At 42.3% G+C, this 25210-nt stretch carries 29 protein-coding genes; 23 read left to right on the top strand and 6 right to left on the bottom strand.

What is annotated here, in order from left to right; translation table 11 throughout:
* Positions 1-100: 100 nt before the first annotated feature.
* From L2740_RS15070 to L2740_RS15025, 10 genes are all read left to right on the top strand, one after another.
* Entirely contained in the window at positions 101-274 is a 174-nt protein-coding gene (locus L2740_RS15070; protein ID WP_248950947.1) for a hypothetical protein, read from the top strand.
* A gap of 123 nt (positions 275-397) precedes the next feature.
* A complete protein-coding gene (gene queA, locus L2740_RS15065; protein ID WP_248950946.1) occupies positions 398-1435 on the top strand; it encodes a tRNA preQ1(34) S-adenosylmethionine ribosyltransferase-isomerase QueA in 1038 nt (345 codons plus the stop codon).
* 186 nt (positions 1436-1621) lie between these two features.
* Positions 1622-2755 carry a tRNA guanosine(34) transglycosylase Tgt gene (tgt, locus tag L2740_RS15060; protein ID WP_248950945.1) on the top strand — a complete coding sequence of 378 codons (1134 nt, stop codon included), beginning with the start codon at positions 1622-1624 and terminating at the stop codon, positions 2753-2755.
* A 30-nt stretch (positions 2756-2785) separates the two neighbouring features.
* Positions 2786-3118 carry a preprotein translocase subunit YajC gene (yajC, locus tag L2740_RS15055; protein WP_012154722.1) on the top strand — a complete coding sequence of 111 codons (333 nt, stop codon included), beginning with the start codon at positions 2786-2788 and terminating at the stop codon, positions 3116-3118.
* Between the two features lie 17 nt (positions 3119-3135).
* Positions 3136-4986, top strand: coding sequence for a protein translocase subunit SecD (gene secD, locus L2740_RS15050; protein ID WP_248950944.1), 1851 nt, complete (start codon positions 3136-3138; stop codon positions 4984-4986).
* Between the two features lie 12 nt (positions 4987-4998).
* Entirely contained in the window at positions 4999-5946 is a 948-nt protein-coding gene (secF, locus tag L2740_RS15045) for a protein translocase subunit SecF (RefSeq protein ID WP_248950943.1), read from the top strand.
* A 229-nt stretch (positions 5947-6175) separates the two neighbouring features.
* Complete coding sequence (locus tag L2740_RS15040; RefSeq protein WP_248950942.1) at positions 6176-6493, top strand: putative signal transducing protein; 318 nt, start codon at positions 6176-6178, stop codon at positions 6491-6493.
* Positions 6493-6855, top strand: a complete 363-nt coding sequence (locus L2740_RS15035) for a rhodanese-like domain-containing protein (protein WP_248950941.1) — start codon at positions 6493-6495, stop codon at positions 6853-6855. Before L2740_RS15040 ends, L2740_RS15035 begins: the two co-directional genes overlap by 1 nt.
* A 35-nt stretch (positions 6856-6890) precedes the next feature.
* A complete protein-coding gene (locus L2740_RS15030) occupies positions 6891-7802 on the top strand; it encodes a precorrin-2 dehydrogenase/sirohydrochlorin ferrochelatase family protein (RefSeq protein WP_248950940.1) in 912 nt (303 codons plus the stop codon).
* A gap of 96 nt (positions 7803-7898) precedes the next feature.
* Positions 7899-8447, top strand: coding sequence for a YaeQ family protein (locus L2740_RS15025; protein ID WP_248950960.1), 549 nt, complete (start codon positions 7899-7901; stop codon positions 8445-8447).
* 101 nt (positions 8448-8548) lie between these two features.
* On the opposite strand, the gene L2740_RS15020 is transcribed toward L2740_RS15025, so the two are convergent.
* The 3 genes from L2740_RS15020 to L2740_RS15010 form a co-directional block, all read right to left on the bottom strand.
* Positions 8549-9985, bottom strand: a complete 1437-nt coding sequence (locus L2740_RS15020) for a carbon starvation CstA family protein (RefSeq protein WP_248950939.1) — start codon at positions 9983-9985, stop codon at positions 8549-8551.
* A 128-nt stretch (positions 9986-10113) separates the two neighbouring features.
* Entirely contained in the window at positions 10114-10824 is a 711-nt protein-coding gene (btsR, locus tag L2740_RS15015) for a two-component system response regulator BtsR (protein ID WP_248950938.1), read from the bottom strand.
* A 2-nt stretch (positions 10825-10826) separates the two neighbouring features.
* Entirely contained in the window at positions 10827-12500 is a 1674-nt protein-coding gene (locus tag L2740_RS15010; RefSeq protein ID WP_248950937.1) for a sensor histidine kinase, read from the bottom strand.
* 189 nt (positions 12501-12689) lie between these two features.
* Here L2740_RS15010 and L2740_RS15005 point away from each other — a divergent pair, with 189 nt between their 5' ends.
* Entirely contained in the window at positions 12690-12944 is a 255-nt protein-coding gene (locus L2740_RS15005; RefSeq protein ID WP_248950936.1) for a YecH family metal-binding protein, read from the top strand.
* Positions 12945-13132: 188 nt separating this feature from the next.
* Here L2740_RS15005 and L2740_RS15000 read toward each other — a convergent pair whose 3' ends face one another.
* The 3 genes from L2740_RS15000 to suhB form a co-directional block, all read right to left on the bottom strand.
* Complete coding sequence (locus L2740_RS15000) at positions 13133-13429, bottom strand: PilZ domain-containing protein (RefSeq protein ID WP_248950935.1); 297 nt, start codon at positions 13427-13429, stop codon at positions 13133-13135.
* A 226-nt stretch (positions 13430-13655) separates the two neighbouring features.
* Positions 13656-14066 carry a phosphate-starvation-inducible protein PsiE gene (locus L2740_RS14995; protein WP_248950934.1) on the bottom strand — a complete coding sequence of 137 codons (411 nt, stop codon included), beginning with the start codon at positions 14064-14066 and terminating at the stop codon, positions 13656-13658.
* Between the two features lie 591 nt (positions 14067-14657).
* Positions 14658-15458 (bottom strand): inositol-1-monophosphatase, encoded by an 801-nt coding sequence (gene suhB, locus L2740_RS14990; protein ID WP_248950933.1) that lies wholly within the window; start codon positions 15456-15458, stop codon positions 14658-14660.
* 156 nt (positions 15459-15614) lie between these two features.
* Between suhB and trmJ the strand changes: the two genes are divergently transcribed.
* From trmJ to ndk, 12 genes are all read left to right on the top strand, one after another.
* Positions 15615-16376, top strand: coding sequence for a tRNA (cytosine(32)/uridine(32)-2'-O)-methyltransferase TrmJ (gene trmJ / locus L2740_RS14985; RefSeq protein ID WP_248950932.1), 762 nt, complete (start codon positions 15615-15617; stop codon positions 16374-16376).
* 23 nt (positions 16377-16399) lie between these two features.
* The gene (cysE, locus tag L2740_RS14980) at positions 16400-17221 is read left to right on the top strand and encodes a serine O-acetyltransferase (RefSeq protein ID WP_248471234.1); all 822 of its coding nucleotides are present in this window, start codon (positions 16400-16402) and stop codon (positions 17219-17221) included.
* Positions 17222-17416: 195 nt separating this feature from the next.
* Positions 17417-17878 carry a Fe-S cluster assembly transcriptional regulator IscR gene (gene iscR / locus L2740_RS14975; RefSeq protein ID WP_028767226.1) on the top strand — a complete coding sequence of 154 codons (462 nt, stop codon included), beginning with the start codon at positions 17417-17419 and terminating at the stop codon, positions 17876-17878.
* Between the two features lie 82 nt (positions 17879-17960).
* Positions 17961-19175 (top strand): IscS subfamily cysteine desulfurase, encoded by a 1215-nt coding sequence (locus L2740_RS14970; protein WP_248471235.1) that lies wholly within the window; start codon positions 17961-17963, stop codon positions 19173-19175.
* A 40-nt stretch (positions 19176-19215) separates the two neighbouring features.
* Positions 19216-19599 (top strand): Fe-S cluster assembly scaffold IscU, encoded by a 384-nt coding sequence (gene iscU, locus L2740_RS14965; protein ID WP_028767228.1) that lies wholly within the window; start codon positions 19216-19218, stop codon positions 19597-19599.
* A gap of 14 nt (positions 19600-19613) precedes the next feature.
* Positions 19614-19937, top strand: coding sequence for an iron-sulfur cluster assembly protein IscA (gene iscA / locus L2740_RS14960; RefSeq protein WP_248471236.1), 324 nt, complete (start codon positions 19614-19616; stop codon positions 19935-19937).
* Between the two features lie 19 nt (positions 19938-19956).
* Positions 19957-20481, top strand: coding sequence for a co-chaperone HscB (gene hscB, locus L2740_RS14955; protein ID WP_248950931.1), 525 nt, complete (start codon positions 19957-19959; stop codon positions 20479-20481).
* 71 nt (positions 20482-20552) lie between these two features.
* Positions 20553-22415 (top strand): Fe-S protein assembly chaperone HscA, encoded by a 1863-nt coding sequence (gene hscA, locus L2740_RS14950; RefSeq protein WP_248950930.1) that lies wholly within the window; start codon positions 20553-20555, stop codon positions 22413-22415.
* An 8-nt stretch (positions 22416-22423) separates the two neighbouring features.
* Entirely contained in the window at positions 22424-22759 is a 336-nt protein-coding gene (gene fdx, locus L2740_RS14945) for an ISC system 2Fe-2S type ferredoxin (RefSeq protein ID WP_248471239.1), read from the top strand.
* Positions 22760-23344: 585 nt separating this feature from the next.
* Positions 23345-23542, top strand: coding sequence for a Fe-S cluster assembly protein IscX (gene iscX / locus L2740_RS14940; protein WP_248950959.1), 198 nt, complete (start codon positions 23345-23347; stop codon positions 23540-23542).
* A gap of 178 nt (positions 23543-23720) precedes the next feature.
* The gene (locus L2740_RS14935; protein ID WP_248950929.1) at positions 23721-23891 is read left to right on the top strand and encodes a hypothetical protein; all 171 of its coding nucleotides are present in this window, start codon (positions 23721-23723) and stop codon (positions 23889-23891) included.
* A gap of 229 nt (positions 23892-24120) precedes the next feature.
* Positions 24121-24552 (top strand): nucleoside-diphosphate kinase, encoded by a 432-nt coding sequence (ndk, locus tag L2740_RS14930; protein WP_248471242.1) that lies wholly within the window; start codon positions 24121-24123, stop codon positions 24550-24552.
* The last annotated feature ends 658 nt before the right edge of the window (positions 24553-25210 follow it).

Below are 25210 nucleotides of genomic sequence, written 5' to 3'. Positions count from 1 at the left end.
AATTTAGTTGGCTTATCCCAGTTAAATACGGGGCTTATATTAAGAATGTGCGTCAAATGATAATAAAATGTCCATCAATTAAACGGTTTGAGGATCAAGGATGATGTGGAACTGGTTAACCCGAAAGCTTGCTAAAAAACAGCAAGTCACCCGTAGAAAAGTCAATATTGACATTCCCTACCAGCAGCATAGCTATCGCAGAGAAGACTTTGATAATAAAAGTGCCAATGCGGCTATAAAAAGTAAATCGGATTCGTTTAAGTCACTAAGCTAATCGTTATATGTACGCACAGGTGCGCTTAAATCGTTAATTGACGGTTTTTTAAGTCTTGATTGTTGATCTTCTATTACGCTAGTCATAGACTAGCGGCCGATTTAGACACAATTGAGACTTTACATGCGCGTTGCTGATTTTTCGTTTGAACTCCCTGATGAGTTAATTGCCCGTTATCCTACTGCTGAGCGAACTGCCTCTCGATTGCTGTCACTTGACGGTAATAGTGGCGCACTGGCTGATCTGCAGTTCACCGATATTTTAGAACGAGTCAATCCTGGCGATTTGATGGTGTTTAACAATACTCGGGTTATTCCTGCGCGTATGTTTGGCCATAAAGAGTCTGGTGGTAAGCTTGAGATCTTAGTTGAGCGTATGCTTGACGATAAGCGTGTGCTTGCGCATGTACGTTGTTCTAAGTCACCTAAAGTAGATAACATTATTTGCTTAGACGCTGACTACAAAATGAAAATGCTTGCTAGACATGACGCCTTGTTTGAACTGGAGCTGCAAGGCGATAAAACGATTCTTGAAGTGCTAGAAGAGGTTGGCCATATGCCGTTGCCACCTTATATCGACAGACCAGATGAAGATGCCGATAAAGAGCGTTACCAAACGGTTTACAATCAAAACCCAGGAGCGGTTGCAGCGCCAACAGCAGGCCTTCACTTTGATGATGCCATGCTAGCAAAGCTTAAAGAAAAAGGTGTAAAGACAGCATTTGTGACCTTGCATGTCGGTGCGGGTACGTTCCAACCGGTTCGCGTTGATAATATCCTTGATCATAAAATGCATTCAGAGTGGGCAGAAGTGCCACAGTCAGTTGTCGATTTAATTGCTGAAACTAAAGCAAACGGTAATCGTGTGATTGCGGTTGGGACAACTTCAGTGCGCTCACTTGAAAGTGCAGCCAAAGCATCTAACGATGAGTTACAAGCGTTTAGCGGTGATACTGATATCTTTATTTATCCTGGGTATCAGTTCCAAGTTGTCGATGCAATGGTGACAAATTTCCACCTACCAGAGTCAACGCTAATCATGCTTCTAAGTGCATTTGCAGGCTTCGATGAGGTAAAAAACGCCTATCAGCACGCGATCGCTCAAAAATACCGCTTCTTTAGCTATGGCGACGCGATGTTTGTGACCAAAAAAGCGAACTAATTATTCAAATTGCTTTAAAATACCCAGTTCATCATTAATGAAGTGGGTATTTTTTTATCTGCGGTTTTAATGCATATTTTGGCATTTAGGGTTGATACTGAATTGTTTGCCCTTATGTTTGTCATAATCTTAGACTCATATATTTGAGTTAACTCGGGTCAGACTGTTTATCTGGCGAGGTGAAAAATGAAATTTGAATTAGATACAACTCAAGGCCGCGCACGTCGTGGTCGTTTGATTTTTGAACGTGGCACTGTAGAGACTCCAGCATTTATGCCTGTGGGAACATACGGTACCGTTAAAGGCATGACGCCTGAAGAAGTACGTGAAACCGGTGCTGATATCTTACTAGGCAATACGTTCCATTTATGGTTACGTCCTGGTGAAGAGATCATGCGTAAGCATGGCGACTTGCATGACTTTATGAACTGGCAACGTCCTATTTTGACTGACTCTGGTGGATTCCAAGTATTCAGCTTGGGTGATATCCGTAAGATCACTGAAGAAGGCGTTCATTTCCGTTCACCAATTAACGGTGAAAAGATTTTCTTGGACCCAGAAAAGTCAATGCAGATCCAAAATTCATTAGGCAGCGATGTGGTAATGATTTTTGACGAATGTACGCCATACCCAGCAACAGAGGACGAAGCACGTAAATCGATGCAGATGTCACTTCGTTGGGCACAGCGTTCACGTGATGAGTTTGACAGACTTGAAAACCCGAATTCGTTATTCGGTATTATTCAAGGTGGTGTTTATGAAGACCTACGTGACGAAAGCCTTAATGGCCTAGTTGATATTGGTTTTGATGGATACGCTGTTGGTGGTTTAGCAGTTGGCGAGCCAAAGGAAGACATGCACCGCATTCTTGAGCATGTTTGTCCAAAAATTCCAGCTGATAAACCTCGTTATTTGATGGGGGTCGGTAAGCCAGAAGATTTAGTTGAAGGCGTACGTCGCGGTGTAGACATGTTCGATTGTGTTATGCCAACTCGTAATGCTCGTAACGGTCATCTGTTTACCAGTGAAGGTGTTATTAAGATCCGTAATGCACGTCATCGTGATGACACTTCACCACTCGATGATAAGTGTGATTGTTATACCTGTAAGAATTATTCTCGGGCGTACCTTTACCATTTAGATCGTTGTAATGAAATTTTAGGAGCTCGTTTAAACACCATTCATAACCTTCGCTACTATCAAAGATTGATGGAAGGTTTGCGTGGCGCTATCGAGACAGGTACATTAGACGCCTTTGTTACGGAATTCTATACCAGCCAAGGTCGAGAAGTACCTGAAGTTCCTGAATTATCCGATTAATTTTTACTCAGACAATAAGAAGAGAATACTATGTTTATTTCAAACGCATATGCAGCTGATGCTCCTGTTGGTGGCGCTGGTGGTACGATGGAATTGATTTTCATGTTGGTCATTTTCGGCCTAATTTTTTACTTCATGATTTTCCGTCCACAATCAAAGCGCGTTAAAGAGCACAAGAACCTAATGAGCTCTTTGAGCAAAGGTGATGAAGTGCTAACAAGCGGCGGTATTCTAGGTAAAATCGCAAAAATCAGTGATGAAAACGACTATGTATTGTTGACTATCAACGAAACAAGCGAAATCACGATCAAGAAGGATTATATTGCGGCCGTATTGCCAAAAGGCTCTATTAAGTCACTTTAAGCCAAGAGGGCAATGGCGTGTTGAATAAATACCCGATGTGGAAAAACCTGATGGTGATATTAATTATCGCCGTCGGTGCATTCTATGCGATACCAAACCTTTTCGGTGAAGACCATGCAGTTCAAGTGGTTGCCACACGAGGAGCCGAGGTCTCAGCGTCGACAATGTCGACAGTAAATGATGTATTAAAAAGCAAAGGTATCGCTGTAAAGCGTTCCGAGCTTGAAAATGGTCAGTTGTTAGTACGTGTTAATAATGGTGAAGAGCAATTAATTGCTAAAGAAGCTATTAGTGAAGCGTTAGGCGACAAGTTCACCGTAGCATTAAACTTAGCACCAGCGGTACCAGAGTGGCTAGAAGCCATGGGTGGTTCACCAATGAAGCTAGGTTTGGACTTACGCGGTGGCGTGCACTTCTTAATGGAAGTAGACATGGGTGAAGCGATTCGTAAGATGACCGAAGCCAAAGTAGCCGACTTTAGAACTGATTTACGAGCTGAGAAAATTCGCTACGCGGGTATTCGCAACGGCGCCAAAGGCATCGAGATTAAATTCCGCGATGCTGAGACTTTAGCGAAAGCTGAAAGCTTTCTTAAGTCTCGCAGCAACGACATGGTCTTCCAAGACAAAACTGTTGGCGAAGACTATGTTCTTGTTGCAAATCCAAGTGAAACTTACCTAAAGCAAGTTAAAGAAGAAGCGCTACAGCAAAACATCACTACACTGCGTAACCGTGTTAACGAGTTAGGTGTGGCTGAACCTGTTGTACAGCGTCAAGGTGCTGAGCGAATTATCGTTGAGTTACCAGGTGTTCAAGATACTGCTCGTGCTAAAGAAATTCTAAGCGCAACAGCATCTATCGAATTCCACATGGTTGACCAAAAAGCTGATGTTCAAGCAGCGATGAGTGGCCGAGTTCCTGCGGGTTCTGAGCTTTATCAGCGCCGCAGTGGTGGCCCTGTTGTATTGAAGAAAACCGTTATGTTGACCGGTGACCATATTCAAGGCGCACAGCCAAGCTTTGATGAATATAGTCGTCCACAAGTATCAATTAACCTTGATGCAAAAGGTGGTTCAATCTTCTCTAATGTCACTAAAGACAATATCGGCAACCCAATGGCAACGCTATTTATCGAGTATAAAGATACCGGTGAAAAGAATGCTGACGGTAGCGTGAAGATGAAGAAGATTGAGGAAGTGATTTCAGTTGCGACCATTCAAGCACGTTTAGGTCGTAACTTTGTGATTACCGGCCTTGAGCATGCTGAAGCACAAAATCTAGCACTATTGCTACGCGCAGGTGCCTTGATTGCGCCTGTATATATTGTTGAAGAACGCACAATTGGTCCAAGCTTAGGTCAAGAAAATATCGAAAACGGTATGCAAGCAATGATCTGGGGTATGGCAGTTGTACTTATCTTCATGTTGGTTTACTACCGTGGTTTCGGTCTAATTGCAAACCTTGCACTAACAGCTAACTTGGTAATGGTTGTGGGCGTTATGTCTATGATCCCAGGTGCTGTACTTACTCTACCGGGTATTGCCGGTATGGTATTAACTGTAGGTATGGCGGTTGACGGTAACGTACTTATTTACGAACGTATTCGTGAAGAACTTCGTAACGGTCGTAGTGTACAACAAGCGATTCATGAAGGTTATGGCAACGCGTTCTCTACCATTGCCGATGCAAACATCACCACCTTTATGACAGCATTAATTCTATTTGCTGTTGGTACTGGTGCGGTGAAAGGTTTCGCTGTTACCTTGATGATTGGTATCGCTACTTCAATGTTTACTGCCATCGTGGGTACACGTTCAATCGTGAACGCGATTTGGGGTGGTAAGCGCGTGAAGAAACTATCTATTTAAGGGACGTTGATAATGTTACAAATATTAAATGTTAAAAGTACAGTCAACTTCCTACGCCACGCACTACCGATCAGTATTTTCTCTGCTGTTTTGGTGCTGGGCTCGATTGCAAGTTTAGCAACGAAAGGGATTAACTGGGGCTTAGACTTTACCGGTGGTACAGTTGTTGAGCTTGAGTTTTCAAAACCTGCTGATCTTAACGCCGTGCGTAGCAGTCTTGTGACTGAAGCGGTTGGTGGTGCAGTGGTACAGAACTTTGGTTCTAGTCGTGACGTACTTATCCGTCTTCCAGTTAAAGATGACTTTAAAAGCGAAGATCAAGTTAACGACGTAATGGCTGCTGTGACTCAGCTTGATTCTTCAGTGATCCAAAAGCGTGTTGAGTTTGTTGGTCCACAAGTAGGTAAAGAGCTTGCAGAGCAAGGCGGCCTTGCGGTATTAGTTGCGCTTATCTGTATTCTGATCTACGTGTCATTCCGCTTTGAGTGGCGTTTAGCTCTGGGCTCAGTTGCAGCACTAGCACACGATATTATCGTGACCTTAGGTGTGTTCTCTGTACTGCAGCTTGAGTTTGATCTAACGGTTTTGGCAGGTCTTCTCACCGTTGTAGGTTACTCACTGAACGATACCATCGTGGTATTTGACCGTATCCGCGAAAACTTCTTAAAGCTACGTAAGAGCTTGCCAGAAGAAGTCGTGAATATCTCAATTACCCAAACCATGAGCCGTACCATTATTACTACAGGTACAACATTAGTTGTGGTTGTTGCCTTATTCCTTAAAGGCGGCACAATGATCCACGGTTTTGCTACTGCACTACTAATGGGTATTTTTGTTGGTACTTTCTCTTCAATCTACGTAGCAAGTTTCTTAGCGATTAAGTTAGGGATCAATCGTGAGCACATGATGCCGGTAGAAATCGAAAAAGAAGGTGCAGATCAAGATGCATTGATGCCTTAGTTTTAAGGTATAAATAAAAAGCCACCTAAGGGTGGCTTTTTTTATGCTTGCGATCTGCTTGAACTAATTGTTTCGTTAGCTTAAAAAACTATTAATATAGGCTTAAGTTGGTGTAGTGTGTTGTTCGAAAAAACAGCGCTCGACAGGCTGGATGATTTAGCAGTAGCATGTAGTTCTATTTCACCATTATCTTAATCAGGCCAAACGCGCATAAGTAGTAAGGAATGACATGGAAGAGCAAACACGTTTAGTCGCAACAGGGAATCTGCTGGAAGCTCATACTTGGAAAGGTATGTTAGAATCGAGCGGTGTGCAAGTTGAGATCAGAGGTGAAGCCTTATTAGGCGGCGTTGGTGAGTTACCTACTGGCATTCAAAACGTCGAACTTTGGGTGGCTGAAAGCCAATATGAACTCGCTAAAACACAAATGGCTTCTTTAGATGCGCAGTGCCCACAATGGAAGTGTGTGAGCTGTCATGAAGTGAATGAATCGAGTTTCGAGCTCTGCTGGAATTGTGGTGCCGAACGCAGTGAGAAATACAGTTAATGAAACATAACCCAGGTTTTTTAGCGCTTGTTGAAAGCGTCCTACCACAAGTGACAGAAGTAACAGTTGAGCAGTATCAAGAAGCGATGCAAGCTTGGACATTACTCGATGTTAGAGAGGATTCTGAGTGGCAAAATGGGCATTTACCCAGGGCTCAGCATTTAGGGCGTGGCATTATTGAGCGAGATATTGAAACCTTATTTGCCGACAAAAAAACACCATTAGTGCTTTATTGTGGTGGCGGTTATCGCTCGGCATTGGCAGCGTATAACCTGCAAGTTATGGGTTATAGCAAAGTCGTATCATTAACAGGTGGTTATAAGGCATGGCTTGAGCGACAATTGCCGATAGAACACGACTAAACGAGTCGTAACTTGTCGTTAAGGTGTCACTATAGATGCAATATTTTCCGCTGTTTGTCGATACTCAATCATTCAAGGTTCTGGTTGTTGGTGCGGGTGATGTTGCCAGCCGTAAACTGGATTTACTTAGCCGTACACAAGCGCACATCAAAGTGATTGCGCTTGATGTATGTCAAGACACCCAAGCTTATGTTCAGTCAGGGCGCATAACACTCGAACAGCGCAGCATTAAGCAAAGCGATATTAAAGATTGCGATTTACTCTATCTTTGCACTGCTGATACCGCGCTTAATGAGCAGCTTGCCGTACTTGCACAAGAACAAGGCATTTGGGCTAATGTGGTTGATAACCCCAATTTTTGCCGCTTTATCACTCCCTCTATTGTTGATCGTGGACGTTTACAAATCGCCATCAGTACCGCTGGTGCTGCGCCAGTGTATGCTCGCGAGCTTAGAGCGCGATTAGAGTCTTGGTTACCACAATCAATTAGTCCATTGTTTGATTTTATTGCTGAGCGTAGAGTCGAAGTACAACAGCGACTGCCGGTGTTTAAACAAAGACGAGTATTTTGGGAGCAGTTCTTTAGTCGAAACGATACACGCTTTGACGAAAGTACTGAAACACATTACCAATCTAGTTTTACAATTAGTAAGCAGCGTGGAGAGTTACTGCTTATTGATACAACGACAGATCCTAAGTTACTGCCTATTGGCGCCATGCCCTATCTACAAAAGATAGAAGTCACATACTCACGCTTAGATGTGCCATTTGAGCTGAATGAGCTATTGAGAAGGGATGCGAGTATAAGCAATCAATTCGATACAGAGTGCATTGAGGCACAACTTGCTAAAGGGGAGTCATGTTTAGTGTTTGGCAATGTTGATGAAATAAGCCATTTAGCTGCACAATTTCCTAATGCAAAATATCTCAAACCAGGCAGCCTTTAGCGCCATCGTTGACGAGTTAACTTTTTAGAGCTCATATTATGTGTTGAGCGGTAAATTTAAGGTAAACTTGGTGCAAATTAATTTGTGAATACTCCCATGGCACTTAAAGCAACCGTATTTAAAGTCGCAATTCAAATCGCTGATATGGATCGCGGTTATTACCAAGATCATCAATTAACTCTAGCACAGCACCCGTCTGAAACAGATGAGCGTATGATGGTAAGACTGTTAGCCTTTGCTATGAACGCCAGTGACTCACTGACATTTAGTAAGGGCTTGTGTGTTGATGATGAGCCAGAGCTTTGGGATAAATCCTTATCAGATGAAATCAACCTATGGGTAGAGTTTGGTCAAAGCGATGAAAAGTGGTTACGCAAAGCCTGTGGCCGCGCCAAGCAAGTACAATTGATCACTTATGGTGGCCGTAGTGTGCCTATTTGGTGGAAGCAAAATGAACCACTACTTGAGCGTTATAACAACCTAACAATCTGGAATATTCCTGAAGAGGCTGTTAAGGCAATGGGGCTACTTGTTGGTCGTAATATGTCGTTGCAGTTCAATATTTGTGAGGGCCAGATCTGGATCTCTGATAATGATAACTCGGTACTTGTAGAGCCAGAATTACTAAAAGGCTCGCAAGAATAAGCTGTTACCAGCCCTTTGAAAGTTCTATTAAAGTATTGAATAATTAAGAAAAGCCAGTCATGTGACTGGCTTTTTATTGTTATAGCGTAGAGATGAAACTGCTAAGCTTCTTCCGCAGTTTCAATATCACCTTTGCCTTTGGTCTTTAGCATGATTAGGGCGGTAACGATTAAGGTTGATACCACACCTGCCACAGTAGATAACGTCATTGGTAGGCCAGCACCTAATGTCGGTGAGCTAAGCATAAAGCTAATCACCACAGTAGTCATAAACATGGCTGGAATAGTACAGATCCAATGGAATTTATTTAGACGTAGTAAGTAAGCAGATGCTGTCCACAACATCATTACCGCAGTCGCTTGGTTTGCTACACCGAAGTAGCGCCAAATCACTCCAAAATCAACTTGAGTTAGTACCGCACCTGCAGCGAATAATGGGATAGCAAACATCAAACGCTTTGGTAGCTCGGTTTGAGGCATCTTGAAAAACTCAGCTAAGATTAAGCGAGCGCTACGGAAAGCGGTATCACCAGAGGTAATTGGCAGTACAATTACACCTAACACCGCTAAGAAACCGCCCACGACGCCTAGTAAACCAGTAGATGCTTCATAAACCACGTTTGCAGGGTTTCCTGCCATACCTGCGTTTAGCCCTTCAACACCGCCGAAGAATGAAAGTGCGATAGCACACCAGATCAACGCGATAATACCTTCACCAATCATGGCACCGAAGAATACAAAGCGGCCATTTGATTCATTTTCAACACAGCGCGCCATTAGCGGAGACTGAGTTGCATGGAAACCTGAAATAGCACCACAGGCAATAGTAATAAATAATGCAGGCCATAGTGGCATATCATTCGGATTAAGGTTAGTTAAGAAGTCACCGACTTCAACGCCAGGTAATAGACTGTGCTCGCTTGAAACGATTAATGCGATAGTTAAGCCAACAGACATAAATACTAACAATGCACCAAAGAATGGATATAGGCGGCCAATGATTTTGTCTACAGGAACAATCGTTGCGATTAAGTAGTAACAGAAGATAATACCTACGAAGATACTAACGTCCCAACCAGTCAATTTACCAAGTAGACCTGCAGGTGCTGAAATAAATACCACACCAACAAGTAGCAGCAGGATAATGGCAAATACGTTCATAAAGTGCTTAGCACCTTTACCTAGGTATTTACCCGCAAGGCTTGGTACTGACTCACCGTTGTTGCGAACTGACAACATGCCTGAAAAATAGTCGTGAACGGCACCAGCAAAGATACAACCGAGCACAATCCATAGCATTGCGGCTGGGCCGTAAAGCGCACCAAGAATTGGACCAAAAATTGGACCTACGCCAGCGATATTTAATAACTGAATTAAGTACACTTTACCTTTTGACATTGGCACATAATCAACGCCGTCAGTCTTGGTAAATGCCGGGGTTTGGCGCTTTGCATTGATACCAAAAACTTTTTCGACAAATGCACCGTAAATGAAGTAACCACCGATCAACAGACCGACGCAAAGTAAAAACCACGTCATAATTATTAACTCTCCAAACTTAGAATGGTCGCGAGTGTATAGATATTTATGACGTCTGGAAGTGGCAACTGACTAAGCGGTCAAATCATCTAGTTAAGCGGCAGTATGGCGTTGTTAGTGGTTTATGTTTATTGAAAGCCAAATAGTTGTTTGAGTTGTTTTAAGTAGCGTCGAGATACAGGGACTTTAGCGCCGGAGCGAGTGGTAACTTCGGCACCTGCATCTTGTACTTCAATTTCTGCTATTGCAGTTGGTGCAATTAAATACTGCCTGTGGCAATAGATGAGTGAGGTTTTTTCTTCGAGTACTCTCAGTGTCATGTGGGTATGCACAAGTTCTGTTGCTGTTGCTACATGTACGCCGCTCATATCACTGTAAATATATTGCACTGAATCTGTGGCGATCACTTTGAGTTTATTGCCACAAAAACAGGGAATGTGGGCTAGCTTCTCGCTAATGATTGGTCCAAGCGCTTTAGGGGTAAGATCTTTACGTAATCTGGCTAGAGTACTGGCAAAGCGGTTGTCATCGATAGGTTTGAGTAGATAGTCGAAGGCCTGCTTTTCAAATGCGGTAATAGCGTATTCGTCAAATGCCGTGACAAACACGATCCTTGGCATGTCATCAGGATCGAGCATTGCGGCTAACTCTAGACCAGATATCTTTGGCATTTGAATGTCTAAAAATATTAATTGAGGTTTGAGTTTTGTGATTGCTTGAATTGCTTCGATTGCATTACTGCATTGCGCCACAATGTCAAAATCGGGCTCATTCTCAAGTAAAATCGCAATTTCTTCTCTAGCGTAGGGTTCATCGTCAATGATGATGCAGCTAATCATGGCTAAGATCCCATATTTGGTAAGTGAATACTGATTGTAGTGTAAATGTTTGGCTCACAGTCGATGGAAACGCCATATTGAGGGCCAAATATATTTTGAATGCGTTTATCAACAATATTCATACCTAAGCCTTCGCTGTCTGTTGTGGGCGAGTATAGCCCTGCATTATCTGTTACTGACAATAATAAACTGTCATCTGACAATTGTTCGCCTTTAACGACTATCACACCAGCATCGAGCATGTTAGAAATGCCATGCTTAACCGCGTTTTCAATAATAGGCTGCAAAGTAAATGCCGGTAACTTGCATTGTAGTAATGACTCTGGAATTTCAATATTGACAGTTAATTTATCGATAAAGCGCGCTTTTTCAATGGTTAAATAGGAGTCGATATGTTCAAGCTCATCAGCCAGTGATACTAGGCCAGTAGTACGCTTTAAGTTGATACGTAAAAACTGCGATAGATTTTGAATCAGCTGGCGCGCAGTGTTTGGGTCGCGGCGAATAATTGCCGCAATCGTATTTAATGCGTTAAACAAAAAGTGTGGGTTTACTTGAGCTTGCAATAGCTTTAACTCTGCTTGAGTGAGTAGGCTTTGCTGCGCCGCGAAGCGTCCATATAGAATTTGGTTTGACAACAGGCGACCCAAGCCTTCACCTAAACTGCGATTAATATTTAAAAATAACTTTTTCTTAGGTTCGTAAAGTTTAATAGTACCGATCACCTCCGCATCTGAGCGCAGTGGAATAACTAAACATGAACCTAATTGGCACTCTTTAGAGATAGAGCAAGAGTAGGGCGTGTTGACGCCATCGGCAAACATCACTTTATCTTGCTCAATAGCATCTTGGGTGAGCTTCGACGATATCGGCGTGCCGGCGATATGGTGGTTATCACCTATGCCGCAAAATGCTAGCAGCTTTTCAGTGTCAGTAATGGCGACCGCGCCCACTTTAGTTTCTTCAATAACTATTTGTGCAACTTGCTTGCTGGCCTCTTGGGTAAAGCCTGTCGATAATATACCGACACTACGCTCTGCGATGCGTAAAGATTGTGTTGAAAACACCGATGACATCTTGTCGTACATAGCTTTCTGGTCGCGAATAATACTCATAAACAGTGCAGCACCAACAGAGTTGATAAGCAGCATAGGTAAAGCTATTTGTTGGACTAAAATCCACGACTCCTCAAAAGGTTTGGCTACCGATAAAATTATCAGCATTTGCATCACTTCCGCAGCAAAGGTAACTATGCATACCATCAGTGGAGAATAAATTAACTCTTGCTGGCCAATGCGGCGCAGATAATAGCTGAATAACCCTGCTGATAAGCCCTCAAGTGTTGTTGAAATCGCGCAGGCTAAATCGGTAAAGCCGCCCATGCTGTAACGATGTAATCCACCAGTGAGCCCGACAAAAAAACCGGTTACGGGGCCACCAAGCAAGCCGCCTAACACTGCGCCCATTGCTCGAGTATTGGCAATAGCATCGTTAGTTTGTTCACCAAAATAGGTTGCCATGATGCAAAAGCCAGAAAAGATAAAGTAGATATAAACTTTATGGGGCAGGCGAGTTGCGGCCTCAGTAAATACTTTAAATAGTGGAGTCTTACTCATTAGATAAACGATCACCATATAAAGGCTCATCTGTTGAGTTAGAAGTAATATTAGTGACATGCAGTGCTCACAGGCTGATACGGCTGGTGGTTATCTAATGGTATATCGCTAAATTAATATAAGCTCACTTAGCCAAATCTACCTAGAAAATTTTAGCCGTTTTGACATGACTGCCAAGCAGATCAAAGTTTTCTGCAGCAATATGACATATAAGGTGTTTAATATATACACCTTAATGAGATTAACAAAATGTCAGAGCTAACACTTGATTCAATACATGGTCACAAGGTAATGGAGCTTATGCTTGCACATGGGCAGTCGTTAACTAAAGAAGCATTGAGAACATTGATGCATCAAACCTTTGGTGACCAAGCTCGTTATCATACTTGTTCCGCATCAGAGATGGACGCAGATGCTTTAATCGAGTTTTTAGAAAAGAAAGGTAAGTTCATTCATTCTGATGACGGCATCGCAACAGCTGCAGACCGCATTTGTAATCATTAAACTTTATCTTATTTGGCCCGCCAATGCGGGCTTTTATCTAATTGAAAAATTTGTTTAATGGACGTAGCAATAGCACATGTCTTTAGTCATGTAGTGTGAAAAACAGCACCTACAAAATGGCTCATCTAATGAGTTCGAGCTGCAATATTAACTGCATACTCAGCACATATTGATACCAAAAAATGACATTAAATTAGCTGTAAGGCGACTTGAAAGCTTGAGTCAGCTAGCTGTTTACTGCGGCAGACTTGGCCTTTTACTATGTTTTCGCTATCTGTACCGGGGTTAAATGTCACGGCGATTAACGTGCCTAAAGGCATTGATTGTGTGCATTGCAATAATGCACCCTTACGAGATAGGTCAATGCAAAGAGCGGTTGCTGGCTTGGTAATAACATCGACTTCGCTTTGTATGCGAATTATGACCTTTTCTGATCCCATATCAATGCGAGCTGATTTACGTCTGTCTTCTCTATAATTTTCCATGAGTGGTTATCCTTGCATCCATCAGTTTGTCTCTTACTGCCAACTGTCGAATACTAATCAGTATAAGAAGTTGCTCTACTCAGTGCAGCTAAACTTTCGCTATGTGACCAAATCTTTTTACTGATTGCTATAAATGAATTCAATGAGAAGTGTCATCATAAACTGTCTGAGCGCAGGAAACAAAAAAGCCCAAAGTAGTACTTTGGGCTTGTTGTTTATATAGTGTTTACTTTTCGTCTTCGTCTCTAGGGCGAGGATAAGGCAGTTTTAGTTGTCCCCAACGGATCACAATTACCGTTGCTGCTAGCACTAATGTTGATAAGGATATGGCGACTATTCGCCAGTCATCCATGGCCTTCATATCTAAAATTAGATAACGCGCTAGGGCAACGATGGCAATATACAGCGGCATGCGGATCGGTAATTTACCTGATTCGGCATAGTGAGATACCATTGCCAGTACTTCAAGATAAATAAATAGTAGAAGTAGATCTGCAAGTGCAACGGCACCTACATCAAAAATATGTTTGATCTCTTGGCCAATCGCAACAACCGTGGCGATAGCAATAATAATAAGTACTAGGTGTTCTATGGCTTTAATACTGGTAATGCCATATTTTCGATACATTTTATCCATGATGTTCCCTACTGCAGTCGTTTGATAAAGGGTATCAGCAAATCAAAAAAATGTGACATTATCGATGTGATATTATTCACAATTGCGTTTGATATTTTTCTTGTTGAATCGTAAATAAATACGAACTGTAAGTGATGTGTTTCTCATTTACTCAAATTGCTAACGATTTGTCTGATATTGAAAAGCTTTAAAATCAAATGTATCGAATTCAAAGTTTTATATTTTTTACGCTAAAGGAAAAGTGTTTAGGGCACAAGTTGAGCTACCTGTTGTGAAATGCTTATTGATGAACGACCTATTGTGATTAGCTTCGCTTAATTAAAGACGGTTAGGGCTTGCTATAAATGAGAATAAAGCTGCTGCCTTACTCTGATCGTTTTTGGCCAAGCTAATTCAAGGGGATAGTTTAAAGAATGACGGTATCTCAAGTGAAGCAATTCAAGGTAAAAGTAAGTCGCTAAACACTTGTTGAATGAGCAAATGTTTACGCTGATTGCTATTCATCGCGAATGAGTTGATGTGATATATGAGCTTGATGAAAAAAACACATAAAAAAACCGCCCTCGGGCGGTTTTTCATCTTAAACGTAAATTAACGTTTAAGTGCTTCGCTCAATAGTGGGCGGAAAGACTTAACTAATGCTGTAGTAGTCTTTGGAGAACCTGCAACGATGTTGCCTGAAACTAGGTAGTTGTGGTTACCAGTAAAGTCAGTAACAGTACCGCCAGCTTCACGTACAATTAGGTCGCCTGCAGCGATGTCCCATGGCTTTAGACCGATTTCGAAGAAACCATCTACACGGCCAGCTGCTAGGTAAGCTAGATCAAGAGCTGCAGAACCTGCACGACGTACGTCAGCAGATTGAGTGAATGCAGTTGCAAATAGCTTCATGTAAGTTTCAGTGTGCTGTTTAGCTTTGAATGGGAAACCTGTAGCAATAATAGTTTCATCCAAATCTTTGTTAGCAACGCGGATACGGAAATCGTTAAGTTTTGCAAACTTACCGCGTACAGCAGAGAACAATTCATCACGGATTGGATCGTAAACAACAGCTACTTCAGTTTTGCCTTTGAATTGCATAGCAATAGAAACAGCAAAGTGAGGAATACCTCTTACGAAGTTGTTAGTGCCATCCAGAGGGTCAACAATCCATACGTAATCTTTGTTTGTTCCTTTATTCTCACCCGTTTCTTCACCAACAATAGTGTGGTCTGGGTAAGATTTACGGATCTGATACGTGATTGCAGCTTCAGCTTCCTTGTCTACGTTAGTCACGTAGTCGTTAATGCCTTTTGAACTGACTTCAACTCGGTCTAGTTCTGCATAGGCGCGCAAAATCGTTTGGCCGGCAGCGCGAGCAGCGCGCACAGCAATGGTATGCATTGGAAGCATTGCAAATCCCCTGGATGTAAAAGAACGGATATAAATTATCGGAGGCGGATTATACTCTATTTGACCGTTATATCAAATGCTGATTTTTGTATAAGCAAAATGGGTCGCTTGTGGTAACATTCTTTCACGTGTTCTCTCAGAAAAATAAGTAGTTTCATGCTCAGCAATATTCGCGTCGTTCTTGTCGGTACTTCCCACCCAGGGAATATAGGTTCAACAGCCCGTGCTATGAAAACCATGGGGTTATCCACTTTATATCTGGCTGAGCCAAAAGTTGAGCCTGATGGCCACTCTATTGCGCTAGCAGCGGGTGCATCAGATATTTTAAAGCACGCTATAACAGTTGGCTCTGTAGAAGAAGCGATTGCAGATTGTAGCTTGGTTATCGCAACAAGCGCACGCAGCCGCACGTTAGATTGGCCAATGCTAGAGCCGCGTGAAGCAGGTGAGAAGCTTGTAGGTTCTGCACTAAACGGCCCTGTTGCTATTGTGTTTGGTCGTGAAAATAACGGTCTGACTAATGAAGAGCTACAACGTTGTGATTACCATGTGGCTATTCCTGCTAACCCAGAATATACCTCATTAAACTTGGCTCAAGCAGTACAGATTATTTGTTATGAAGCCCGTGTAGCGCACCTAGCACAGGTACAAAGCACAACTGAAGTTGTTGCAGTAGAAGCTGATGAGTCCGAACAAGACTATCCATCATCAAAAGAGCGCGAAAACTTTTTCGAGCATTTGGAAAATACCTTATTCTCGACCAATTTCATTGTTAAGAATCATCCTGGCCAGGTCATGACTAAGTTACGTCGTTTATTTAGTCGTACTCGTATTGAGCGCCAAGAGATGAATATTTTGCGCGGTATTTTAACTTCGGTTGATAAAGTCGTTGCTAAAAACGAGACTAAAGATAAGTAAAGCGCTAAAAAGGAAGTAGCTAAATGGGTGTTATCGCAAGACTGAAAGACGACATAGCCTCTATTTACCATAGAGATCCTGCGGCTAACGGCACAATTGAAATTTTATTCAATTACCCGGGAATGCAAGCGATTTGGATCCATAGAGTAAGTAATAAATTATGGGTTAGAAATTGGCGACTTTCAGCGCGATGTTTGTCAACGTTTTCACGTTGGCTAACCGGAGTCGAAATTCATCCGGGCGCAACGATTGGCGATCGCTTTTTTATCGACCATGGTATGGGTGTCGTCATAGGTGAAACTGCAAATATCGGCAATGACTGTACGCTTTATCATGGTGTGACCTTAGGTGGTACAACATGGCAGGCAGGTAAACGTCACCCTACATTAGGTAATAATGTGGTGATTGGTGCTGGTGCCAAGATTTTAGGCCCGATTACAATGCATGATGGCGCTCGTGTGGGTTCAAATTCGGTTGTAGTAAAAGATGTGCCTGCAGATACTACAGTTGTCGGGATCCCTGGCCGGGTAGTGGCAACGCCGTCGGCGCAATCAAAGGAAACCTCACAGCGCCGTACCGAAATGGCTAAAAAGTATGGTTTCGATGCTTATGCGGTATCACCAGATAACCCGGATCCAGTAGCTAATGCGATTGGTCAAATGCTCGATCACATGCATTTAATGGATTCTAAAGTCCAAGAAGTCTGCCAAGCAGTACAAACTTTAGGCGGAAGTGTCTGCACCGAGAAGCTGCCAGAGCTTGATGTCGAAGATTTTAGTGAGGCAGAATTAGCGGCAGCGCAGAAGCGTCAGAAGTCATTAGATGAGTTTGATCCCATTATCTAGCAGAATGTGCGTTTAAAATCTGAAATGCCATTGAATCTTGCCTAATAAACAGGTTAAATACCCCAGCAAAATGACGGGGTATTTAATTCCTGTCATGATCCTATTAATACCTGACCAAATCGCTAGGTTTTATACTTGACTAAAATAGTCGGGTATGTTGAAATTAACCTATGCTTTTTTGGGAGACGTAGTAGCATGAAACTTACATCGAAAGGTCGGTACGCAGTCACAGCAATGTTAGATGTTGCTATGCATTCAACAAATGGTCCTGTGCCATTAGCCGATATTTCTGAGCGTCAAGGGATCTCTCTATCTTACCTCGAACAACTCTTTGCAAAACTTAGAAAGAACGGCTTGGTTTCAAGTGTACGTGGCCCTGGCGGTGGATATCGCTTAGGTACTGACGCTTGTGAGATCTCAGTTGGTATGGTTGTACGTGCGGTTGATGAGTCCGTAGATGCAACACGTTGCCAAGGTCAGGGAAACTGCCAGAGTGGAACGCGATGTTTAACCCATTCTCTGTGGGGAGACTTAAGTAATCAAATCTCCGATTTTTTGAATGGCATATCGTTAGCAGGATTAATGCATAAAAGAGATGTGCAGTTTATCTCCGTTAAACAGGATAAATTGCAGCAGGAGCAAAGGCTCAGCATTTAGCAGCTTTTGTTATGAATATAAAAATTATTTTTTGTACGTTGTAAGTGGTCTCCGCTAGAGGCTACAAAGTACGGAGTGTGTGATGAAGCTACCTATCTACTTAGATTATGCTGCGACGACGCCGGTTGACCCTCGCGTTGCAGAGAAAATGATGAAGTGCATGACAATGGACGGCATTTTTGGTAACCCAGCGTCTCGTTCTCACCGTTACGGCTGGCAAGCTGAAGAAGCGGTTGATATTGCGCGTAACCAAATTGCTGATCTTATCAATGCTGACCCACGTGAAATTGTCTTCACATCTGGTGCAACTGAGTCTGACAACCTTGCAATTAAAGGTGTTGCTCACTTCTACCACAAGAAAGGCAAGCACATCATCACCAGCAAGACAGAACATAAAGCAGTTCTAGATACTTGCCGCCAACTTGAGCGTGAAGGCTATGAAGTGACATATCTTCAGCCTGAGCCAAGTGGTCTAATTCCGGTTGCTATGATTGAAGCTGCTATGCGTGAAGACACTATTTTAGTGAGCATCATGCAAGTGAACAATGAAATCGGTGTTATCCAAGATATCGATGCGATTGGTGAACTTTGTCGTTCACGTAAAATTGTCTTCCATGTTGATGCGGCGCAAAGCGCTGGCAAAATGCCTATCGATGTGCAAAAGACCAAAGTAGATTTACTGTCTATTTCAGGCCACAAAATGTACGGCCCGAAAGGTATTGGTGCATTATATGTAAGCCGTAAGCCACGTATTCGTCTAGAAGCAGCAATGCACGGTGGCGGACATGAGCGTGGTATGCGCAGTGGTACACTAGCAACTCACCAAATCGTAGGTATGGGTGAAGCTGCTGCAATTGCAAAAGCGGATATGGATGTAGATAACGAACGTATTCGTCGTTTACGTGACAAGCTTTGGAATGGTATCAACCACATTGAAGAGACTTATATCAACGGTGATATGGAAAACAGACACTGTGGTAGCCTAAACGTGAGCTTTAACTTCGTTGAAGGCGAGTCATTAATGATGGCATTAAAAGACTTAGCAGTTTCTTCAGGTTCAGCATGTACTTCAGCAAGTCTAGAACCAAGCTACGTGTTACGTGCATTGGGTCTGAATGACGAAATGGCGCATAGCTCAATTCGATTCTCAATCGGTCGTTTCACGACAGATGAAGAGATCGACCATGCAATAGAAACGATTAAAGAATCTATTGGTAATTTAAGGGAAATGTCTCCGCTTTGGGAAATGTTCAAAGACGGTATTGATTTAGACACTGTTCAGTGGGCACACCACTAACCTTAACTTAATTCACGAATAGATAAATTGGAGTTGTATCATGGCTTATAGCGAAAAAGTAATCGATCATTATGAGAATCCACGTAACGTAGGTTCATTTGATAAAAATGATCCGTCAGTTGTGACTGGCATGGTAGGCGCACCAGCTTGTGGTGACGTAATGAAGCTACAACTGCGCATCGACGACAACGGTATTATCGAAGACGCTAAGTTTAAAACTTACGGTTGTGGCAGTGCCATTGCTTCTAGCTCACTAGTAACTGAGTGGGTTAAAGGCAAAACAATTGAAGAAGCTGGCGCAATTAAAAACACTGATATTGCTGAAGAGTTAGCGTTACCACCAGTAAAAATTCATTGCTCAATTTTGGCTGAAGATGCGATTAAAGCCGCTCTTGAAGAGTACAAAACAAAGCAATCTAAGTAATACCTGGAGTTAAGATGGCAATTAGTATCACTCCCGCTGCGGCTGAACGTGTTAAGAGTTTCTTAACCAGCCGTGGCAAAGGTTTAGGCTTACGTTTAGGACTTAAGACATCGGGTTGTTCTGGTATGGCTTACGTGCTTGAGTTTGTTGATGACCTGAATGACGACGATGAACTTTACGATGTCGATGGTGTTAAAATCATCATTGACGCAAAAAGCTTTATCTATCTTCAAGGGATTGAGTTGGACTTTGTTAAAGAAGGTCTAAACGAAGGTTTCCAATTTAATAACCCGAACGCGAAAGGTGAATGTGGCTGCGGCGAGAGTTTTACCGTTTAAGCCATTTTAAAGTTAAACTATGAATTATTTCGAGCTGTTTAGTTTACTTCCTTCCTATGATGTCGACACCGCCTTACTTGCAGATCGCTACCGCGAACTGCAACGGGCGGTTCATCCCGACAAATTTGCTAACGCAAGTGAGCAAGATAAGCGTCTTTCAGTACAACGTACTGCGCAAATTAATGACGCTTTTCAAACGCTTAAGAACCCAATTCAACGCGCTGAACATTTGTTAGCACTAAAAGGGTTAGAGCTTAGCCATGAATCTACCACGTTAAAAGATACGCAATTTTTAATGCAGCAGATGGAATGGCGTGAATCGCTTGAAGATATTGCTCACAGTAATGCTCCTGAAGATGATATAGCGGCGTTATACGACTCTTTTGACCAATACGCTAAACAGATCACCGCTGAATTAAAAGTGTTACTTATTAGCGATCTTGAAGTGGATCATTTGCAGGCTGCAGATCAAATTCGTAAACTCAAGTTTATGGCAAAATTACAAGATGAGTTGACTAGGGTGGAAGACGCACTCTTCGATTAGTCAGCGGTCTTAATTTTATAATATTGTTGGCTCAAGCTATTTGAGCCAACATTTTTTTAAGTTGGATATTTATGGCACTTTTGCAGATAGCAGAGCCTGGACAGAGCGCTGCTCCTCACCAACATCGTCTCGCCGTTGGGATAGATTTAGGCACCACTAACTCACTTGTTGCTGCGGTTCGTAGTGGCGTAGCGAATACTTTACCTGACGAAGATGATAGACACTCTTTACCTTCAGTCGTTCGTTATACCCAAGATACAGTGATGGTAGGGCGAGACGCTGAAGCGTTTTCAGCTCAAGATCCGCAAAATACCATAGTGTCAGTTAAACGCTTTATGGGTCGTAGTCTAGCTGATATTCAGTCTGGCTCACAGTCGTTTGCTTACGAGTTTGAAGCAAGTGAAAATGGTTTACCGATATTTGTCACGCCAAACGGTAAAGTTAACCCAGTACAAGTTTCTGCCGAAATTTTAAAGCCGCTGGTGGTCCGTGCGGAATCAACGCTTGGTGGCACGTTAGAAGGCGTGGTGATCACTGTTCCTGCTTACTTTGATGATGCGCAGCGTCAAGGCACTAAAGATGCAGCAGCACTTACAGGTGTAAAAGTATTACGTCTTTTAAATGAACCAACAGCAGCAGCGATTGCTTACGGTTTAGATTCAGGTCAAGAGGGTGTTATCGCCGTTTATGATTTGGGTGGTGGTACTTTTGATATTTCAATTCTACGTTTAAACAAAGGCGTATTTGAAGTATTGGCTACCGGTGGTGATTCTGCATTAGGTGGTGATGATTTTGACCATGCGCTGCAAGCTTATTTAATTGAACAATGGCAGTTAGCTGATGTGAGCGCTAGCCTTAATCGAAAAATACAGATTGAAGCGCGCCGCGTAAAAGAAGCATTAACTGATGCAGCTGAAACCGTTGCAAGTGTTATTGATGATAACGGTGCTGAACAGTCTTTATCTATCAGCCGTGAGCTGTTTGACAGTTTAATCAGTAAGCTTGTAAAGAAAACCATAGCAAGTTGTCGTCGTGCATTAAGAGATGCAGATGTTAGCGCTGATGAAGTATTAGAGACTGTGATGGTTGGTGGTTCAACTCGTGTGCCTTTAGTGCGCCAAGAAGTTGAAAACTTCATGGGTAAAACGCCGTTAACTTCTATTGACCCTGATCGCGTAGTGGCCATTGGCGCTGCTATTCAAGCGGATATCTTAGTCGGTAATAAGCCTGAATCTGACTTATTGTTACTTGACGTTATCCCATTATCGCTTGGTATTGAAACTATGGGCGGCTTAGTTGAGAAAGTGGTTTCACGTAACACCACTATTCCAGTTGCCCGTGCGCAAGAGTTTACCACTTTTAAAGATGGTCAAACGGCAATGGCGTTTCATGTGGTTCAAGGTGAACGTGAGTTAGTGGTTGATTGTCGCTCGCTTGCTAAGTTTACTTTACAAGGCATTCCGCCGCTTGCGGCTGGCGCTGCACATATTCGAGTGACGTTCCAAGTTGATGCCGATGGCTTACTAAGCGTAACGGCAATGGAAAAATCAACAGGGGTTCAATCAAGTATTCAAGTTAAGCCGTCATTTGGTTTAAGCGATGAAGAAATTGGCAGTATGCTGAAAGACTCGATGGCAAATGCGAAAGACGATATTACCCGCCGTATGCTCGCGGAAAAGCAGGTTGAAGCTGCTCGTGTACTCGAGTCATTAAGTGCTGCATTAAATAAAGACGGTGATTTACTGTCAGATGATGAGCGCACAGCTATTCAAGCCGATATGGCATTACTTGCACAAACTGCAAGTGAGGAAGATGCTGATGCGATTGAAAAGGCTATTGAAGCATTAGATACAGCGACGCAGGACTTTGCTGCTAAGCGTATGGATAACTCAATTAGACTCGCTTTAAAAGGGCAGTCGGTTGACAATATATAGGTAAGGTTATGCCACAAATTGTATTTTTACCCCACGAAGAGTTGTGTCCAGATGGCGCTGTTGTTGAAGCGCAAGAAGGTGAAACGGTATTAGACGTTGCACTACGTAACGGCATCCATATTGAACATGCATGTGAAAAGTCGTGTGCTTGCACTACTTGTCACGTCATTATTCGTGAAGGCTTTGATGAGCTAGAAGAGAGTGATGAGCTAGAAGACGATATGCTAGATAAAGCATGGGGGCTAGAGCCTGAAAGTCGCTTATCTTGCCAGTCACGAGTACCAGCGTCTGACTTAGTCGTAGATATTCCTAAGTACACTATCAATATGGTTAGCGAAGGTTAATTCCAAGCGAACTTAAGTTGAGCGTTTTAAAAAGCCAGTAGCTAAATCTACTGGCTTTTTTGTTTTTATCGCTAGATAACTAAACTTTAGGAGAGCCTTGCTCTCAGCTACACAAAAAATAGCGCTATTCAGACTCGTTTTGGCAAGGTTATACCAATCGATGTAAGAATTTGATCTATTTAGAGAGACTCTTGGCAAACTAATTTAAGGCGAATAGCTGCAATAATGGTTATACCCTTATTAAGCAGTTCAACTATGACTTTCACTCGTTGCAAACCACACGATCTTGCATGTTCTCTAAGTCCTAATCCTAAAGCGGTTAGCTCTCGCTTGGTGAGCTATATCGAAACTATCAGGATGCTTTTATTGATGAGATTTAAATAGCCCATATGCAGGCATAAGCTCTAACGGATAAGCTCTATACTGTTTGTGGTTATGAGCAATGCATATACTTTCCTTGGTTTGTGTTCTGCAAGATCTTAAATCAGCAAGAGCTTCAAAAAGCGCTTAGATTAGCTCACCTTCTTAAATGTTAGCTGTGAGTTGGCTTATACTCAGTTTAGTGCAGATAAAAGGAGCGTAATGATGCAGCTAAAATGGATAGATTCATTAGAAATTGCTTTAGAGTTGTTAGAGAAATATCCCGAGGTGAACCCTGAAACTATTCGCTTTACCGATCTAAATGAGTGGATATTGGCGCTTGATTGTTTTGACGATGACCCTAGCCACTGTAATGAAAGAGTACTCGAAGCAATTCAGGCGAATTGGATTGCTGAAAAATGAGACACTTTGTCGGGGTTAAGCGCACAAGTGTGATCTTGGTCTACTCTGTTGATTGTTGAATACGCAATTCCGTTTGCAGTTGATCCGTATCAAGTGTAGAAGCAAAAATTGTTCTAAATTGAAGACTGTTTTTGCTTGGCTTTGGCTTAAGTCATCATTTTGAGAAAGGGATGTAGATATGCGTAAGTTATTATTATTAGGAACAATCTTGTTATCTCCTACAGTTGCTTTTGCTCATGAGGGGCACGGTGGTGTTGGCTTATTTCATCACTTTGTTGACTTAGCCCCTGCTTTAGCACTTTTAGCGGTTATTGCTGTAGGCTTTGTTTGGGTTAAAAATCGTAAGTAATGTTGTGATAAATGATTGGCTAATTTAGTTGGTCAATCGTTTAGTCTTGGTTAATTTAGCGATAGAAAGTGCACGGTGGCGACTGTAAAGTGTGACCCACTCAGGGTTTTTATATCCAGATATCAGACTTATCTCAATTAGATGGCCGTTAAAGGGTAGGCAATAGGTGCAGAATTTCGTATAATCCGCGCGAAAATTAAAACCCCTATATTCAAGAAGGAAGCTTTTCATGGCTATCGAACGTACTTTTTCTATCATTAAGCCTGATGCTGTTGCAAAAAACCACATTGGCGCTATCTATAACCGTTTTGAAACGGCTGGCCTGAAAATCATCGCTTCTAAAATGGTTCACCTAAGCCAAGAGCAAGCTGAAGGCTTCTACGCTGAGCACAGCGAGCGTCCATTCTTTGGTGCACTAGTTGCGTTCATGACTTCTGGTCCTATCATGGTTCAAGTTCTTGAAGGCGAGAACGCTGTTCTAGCTCACCGTGAAATCCTAGGTGCGACTAACCCAGCTGAAGCTGCGGAAGGTACAATCCGTGCTGATTTCGCAGAAAGCATCGATGAGAACGCTGCTCACGGTTCTGACTCATTAGCATCAGCTGAGCGTGAAGTAGCTTACTTCTTCAGCGCTGAAGAGCTATGCCCACGCACTCGTTAATTCGAATGTGTGACACAAAAAGGAGCCTTTTGGCTCCTTTTTTGTTTTCAGCATGCAATTATGCTTGGATAAAATTAGCAAGTAGTTCAATTTTGTTAATGTTTCGGTGACTACACACGTCATGCACAAAGAGATGCTTAACTAACCTTTTTACAATGTTTAGACTGAGCTGATTGGTCTGACTGCAAACATGCTTGCGGTAACAATTCGCTCATGGCGTTTTTTAATATAGTGCCGGAGTGGGGGCAAGCATTGTTAAATTACAATCACTTTTCTTGTTATATTTCGAAGATTACTTTCTATTTTTAGTTAAAAATATTTGTATGACCAAGCATCACAATATATTTTTGGTTAAATATTATTCAAATGAAAATAGTTTCTTATTTTTCTCACTTATTAGTTAAATGTATTTTAACACCTCTTCCCAATAAATGTTTGTTTAATGTTTGGCTAGTGTTGATTAAGTGTGACTAGATAGTTGCATTTATGGTTTTAATTGCTTGTGTCGTTAACTAAATCTTAACAAATATATTATTGCTGATACATTTGTGCCGCTACTTATTTATCTTTCTCTTAATCTCGCCTTGCCCTTCCTGCTTTTTAAGTCTTTGTTTTAATTTTATTTTGTGGCGACTCTAATTTTTCAAATGTATCAAAT

It is taken from the genome of Shewanella pneumatophori (assembly GCF_023283895.1).
Classification (GTDB): domain Bacteria; phylum Pseudomonadota; class Gammaproteobacteria; order Enterobacterales; family Shewanellaceae; genus Shewanella; species Shewanella pneumatophori.
The sequence above is the reverse complement of the archived record's forward strand: the minus strand, read 5'-3'. Positions and strand labels throughout refer to the sequence as shown.

Excerpts from the sequence above, each read along its gene's own strand:
- L2740_RS15070 (WP_248950947.1), top strand. The coding sequence starts at position 101 with ATGATGTGGAACTGGTTAACCCGAAAGCTTGCTAAAAAACAGCAAGTC.
- queA (WP_248950946.1), top strand. The coding sequence starts at position 398 with ATGCGCGTTGCTGATTTTTCGTTTGAACTCCCTGATGAGTTAATTGCC.
- tgt (WP_248950945.1), top strand. The coding sequence starts at position 1,622 with ATGAAATTTGAATTAGATACAACTCAAGGCCGCGCACGTCGTGGTCGT.
- yajC (WP_012154722.1), top strand. The coding sequence starts at position 2,786 with ATGTTTATTTCAAACGCATATGCAGCTGATGCTCCTGTTGGTGGCGCT.
- secF (WP_248950943.1), top strand. The coding sequence starts at position 4,999 with ATGTTACAAATATTAAATGTTAAAAGTACAGTCAACTTCCTACGCCAC.
- L2740_RS15040 (WP_248950942.1), top strand. The coding sequence starts at position 6,176 with ATGGAAGAGCAAACACGTTTAGTCGCAACAGGGAATCTGCTGGAAGCT.
- L2740_RS15035 (WP_248950941.1), top strand. The coding sequence starts at position 6,493 with ATGAAACATAACCCAGGTTTTTTAGCGCTTGTTGAAAGCGTCCTACCA.
- L2740_RS15030 (WP_248950940.1), top strand. The coding sequence starts at position 6,891 with ATGCAATATTTTCCGCTGTTTGTCGATACTCAATCATTCAAGGTTCTG.
- L2740_RS15025 (WP_248950960.1), top strand. The coding sequence starts at position 7,899 with ATGGCACTTAAAGCAACCGTATTTAAAGTCGCAATTCAAATCGCTGAT.
- L2740_RS15020 (WP_248950939.1), bottom strand. The coding sequence starts at position 9,985 with ATGACGTGGTTTTTACTTTGCGTCGGTCTGTTGATCGGTGGTTACTTC.
- btsR (WP_248950938.1), bottom strand. The coding sequence starts at position 10,824 with ATGATTAGCTGCATCATCATTGACGATGAACCCTACGCTAGAGAAGAA.
- L2740_RS15010 (WP_248950937.1), bottom strand. The coding sequence starts at position 12,500 with ATGTCACTAATATTACTTCTAACTCAACAGATGAGCCTTTATATGGTG.
- L2740_RS15005 (WP_248950936.1), top strand. The coding sequence starts at position 12,690 with ATGTCAGAGCTAACACTTGATTCAATACATGGTCACAAGGTAATGGAG.
- L2740_RS15000 (WP_248950935.1), bottom strand. The coding sequence starts at position 13,429 with ATGGAAAATTATAGAGAAGACAGACGTAAATCAGCTCGCATTGATATG.
- L2740_RS14995 (WP_248950934.1), bottom strand. The coding sequence starts at position 14,066 with ATGGATAAAATGTATCGAAAATATGGCATTACCAGTATTAAAGCCATA.
- suhB (WP_248950933.1), bottom strand. The coding sequence starts at position 15,458 with ATGCTTCCAATGCATACCATTGCTGTGCGCGCTGCTCGCGCTGCCGGC.
- trmJ (WP_248950932.1), top strand. The coding sequence starts at position 15,615 with ATGCTCAGCAATATTCGCGTCGTTCTTGTCGGTACTTCCCACCCAGGG.
- cysE (WP_248471234.1), top strand. The coding sequence starts at position 16,400 with ATGGGTGTTATCGCAAGACTGAAAGACGACATAGCCTCTATTTACCAT.
- iscR (WP_028767226.1), top strand. The coding sequence starts at position 17,417 with ATGAAACTTACATCGAAAGGTCGGTACGCAGTCACAGCAATGTTAGAT.
- L2740_RS14970 (WP_248471235.1), top strand. The coding sequence starts at position 17,961 with ATGAAGCTACCTATCTACTTAGATTATGCTGCGACGACGCCGGTTGAC.
- iscU (WP_028767228.1), top strand. The coding sequence starts at position 19,216 with ATGGCTTATAGCGAAAAAGTAATCGATCATTATGAGAATCCACGTAAC.
- iscA (WP_248471236.1), top strand. The coding sequence starts at position 19,614 with ATGGCAATTAGTATCACTCCCGCTGCGGCTGAACGTGTTAAGAGTTTC.
- hscB (WP_248950931.1), top strand. The coding sequence starts at position 19,957 with ATGAATTATTTCGAGCTGTTTAGTTTACTTCCTTCCTATGATGTCGAC.
- hscA (WP_248950930.1), top strand. The coding sequence starts at position 20,553 with ATGGCACTTTTGCAGATAGCAGAGCCTGGACAGAGCGCTGCTCCTCAC.
- fdx (WP_248471239.1), top strand. The coding sequence starts at position 22,424 with ATGCCACAAATTGTATTTTTACCCCACGAAGAGTTGTGTCCAGATGGC.
- iscX (WP_248950959.1), top strand. The coding sequence starts at position 23,345 with ATGCAGCTAAAATGGATAGATTCATTAGAAATTGCTTTAGAGTTGTTA.
- L2740_RS14935 (WP_248950929.1), top strand. The coding sequence starts at position 23,721 with ATGCGTAAGTTATTATTATTAGGAACAATCTTGTTATCTCCTACAGTT.
- ndk (WP_248471242.1), top strand. The coding sequence starts at position 24,121 with ATGGCTATCGAACGTACTTTTTCTATCATTAAGCCTGATGCTGTTGCA.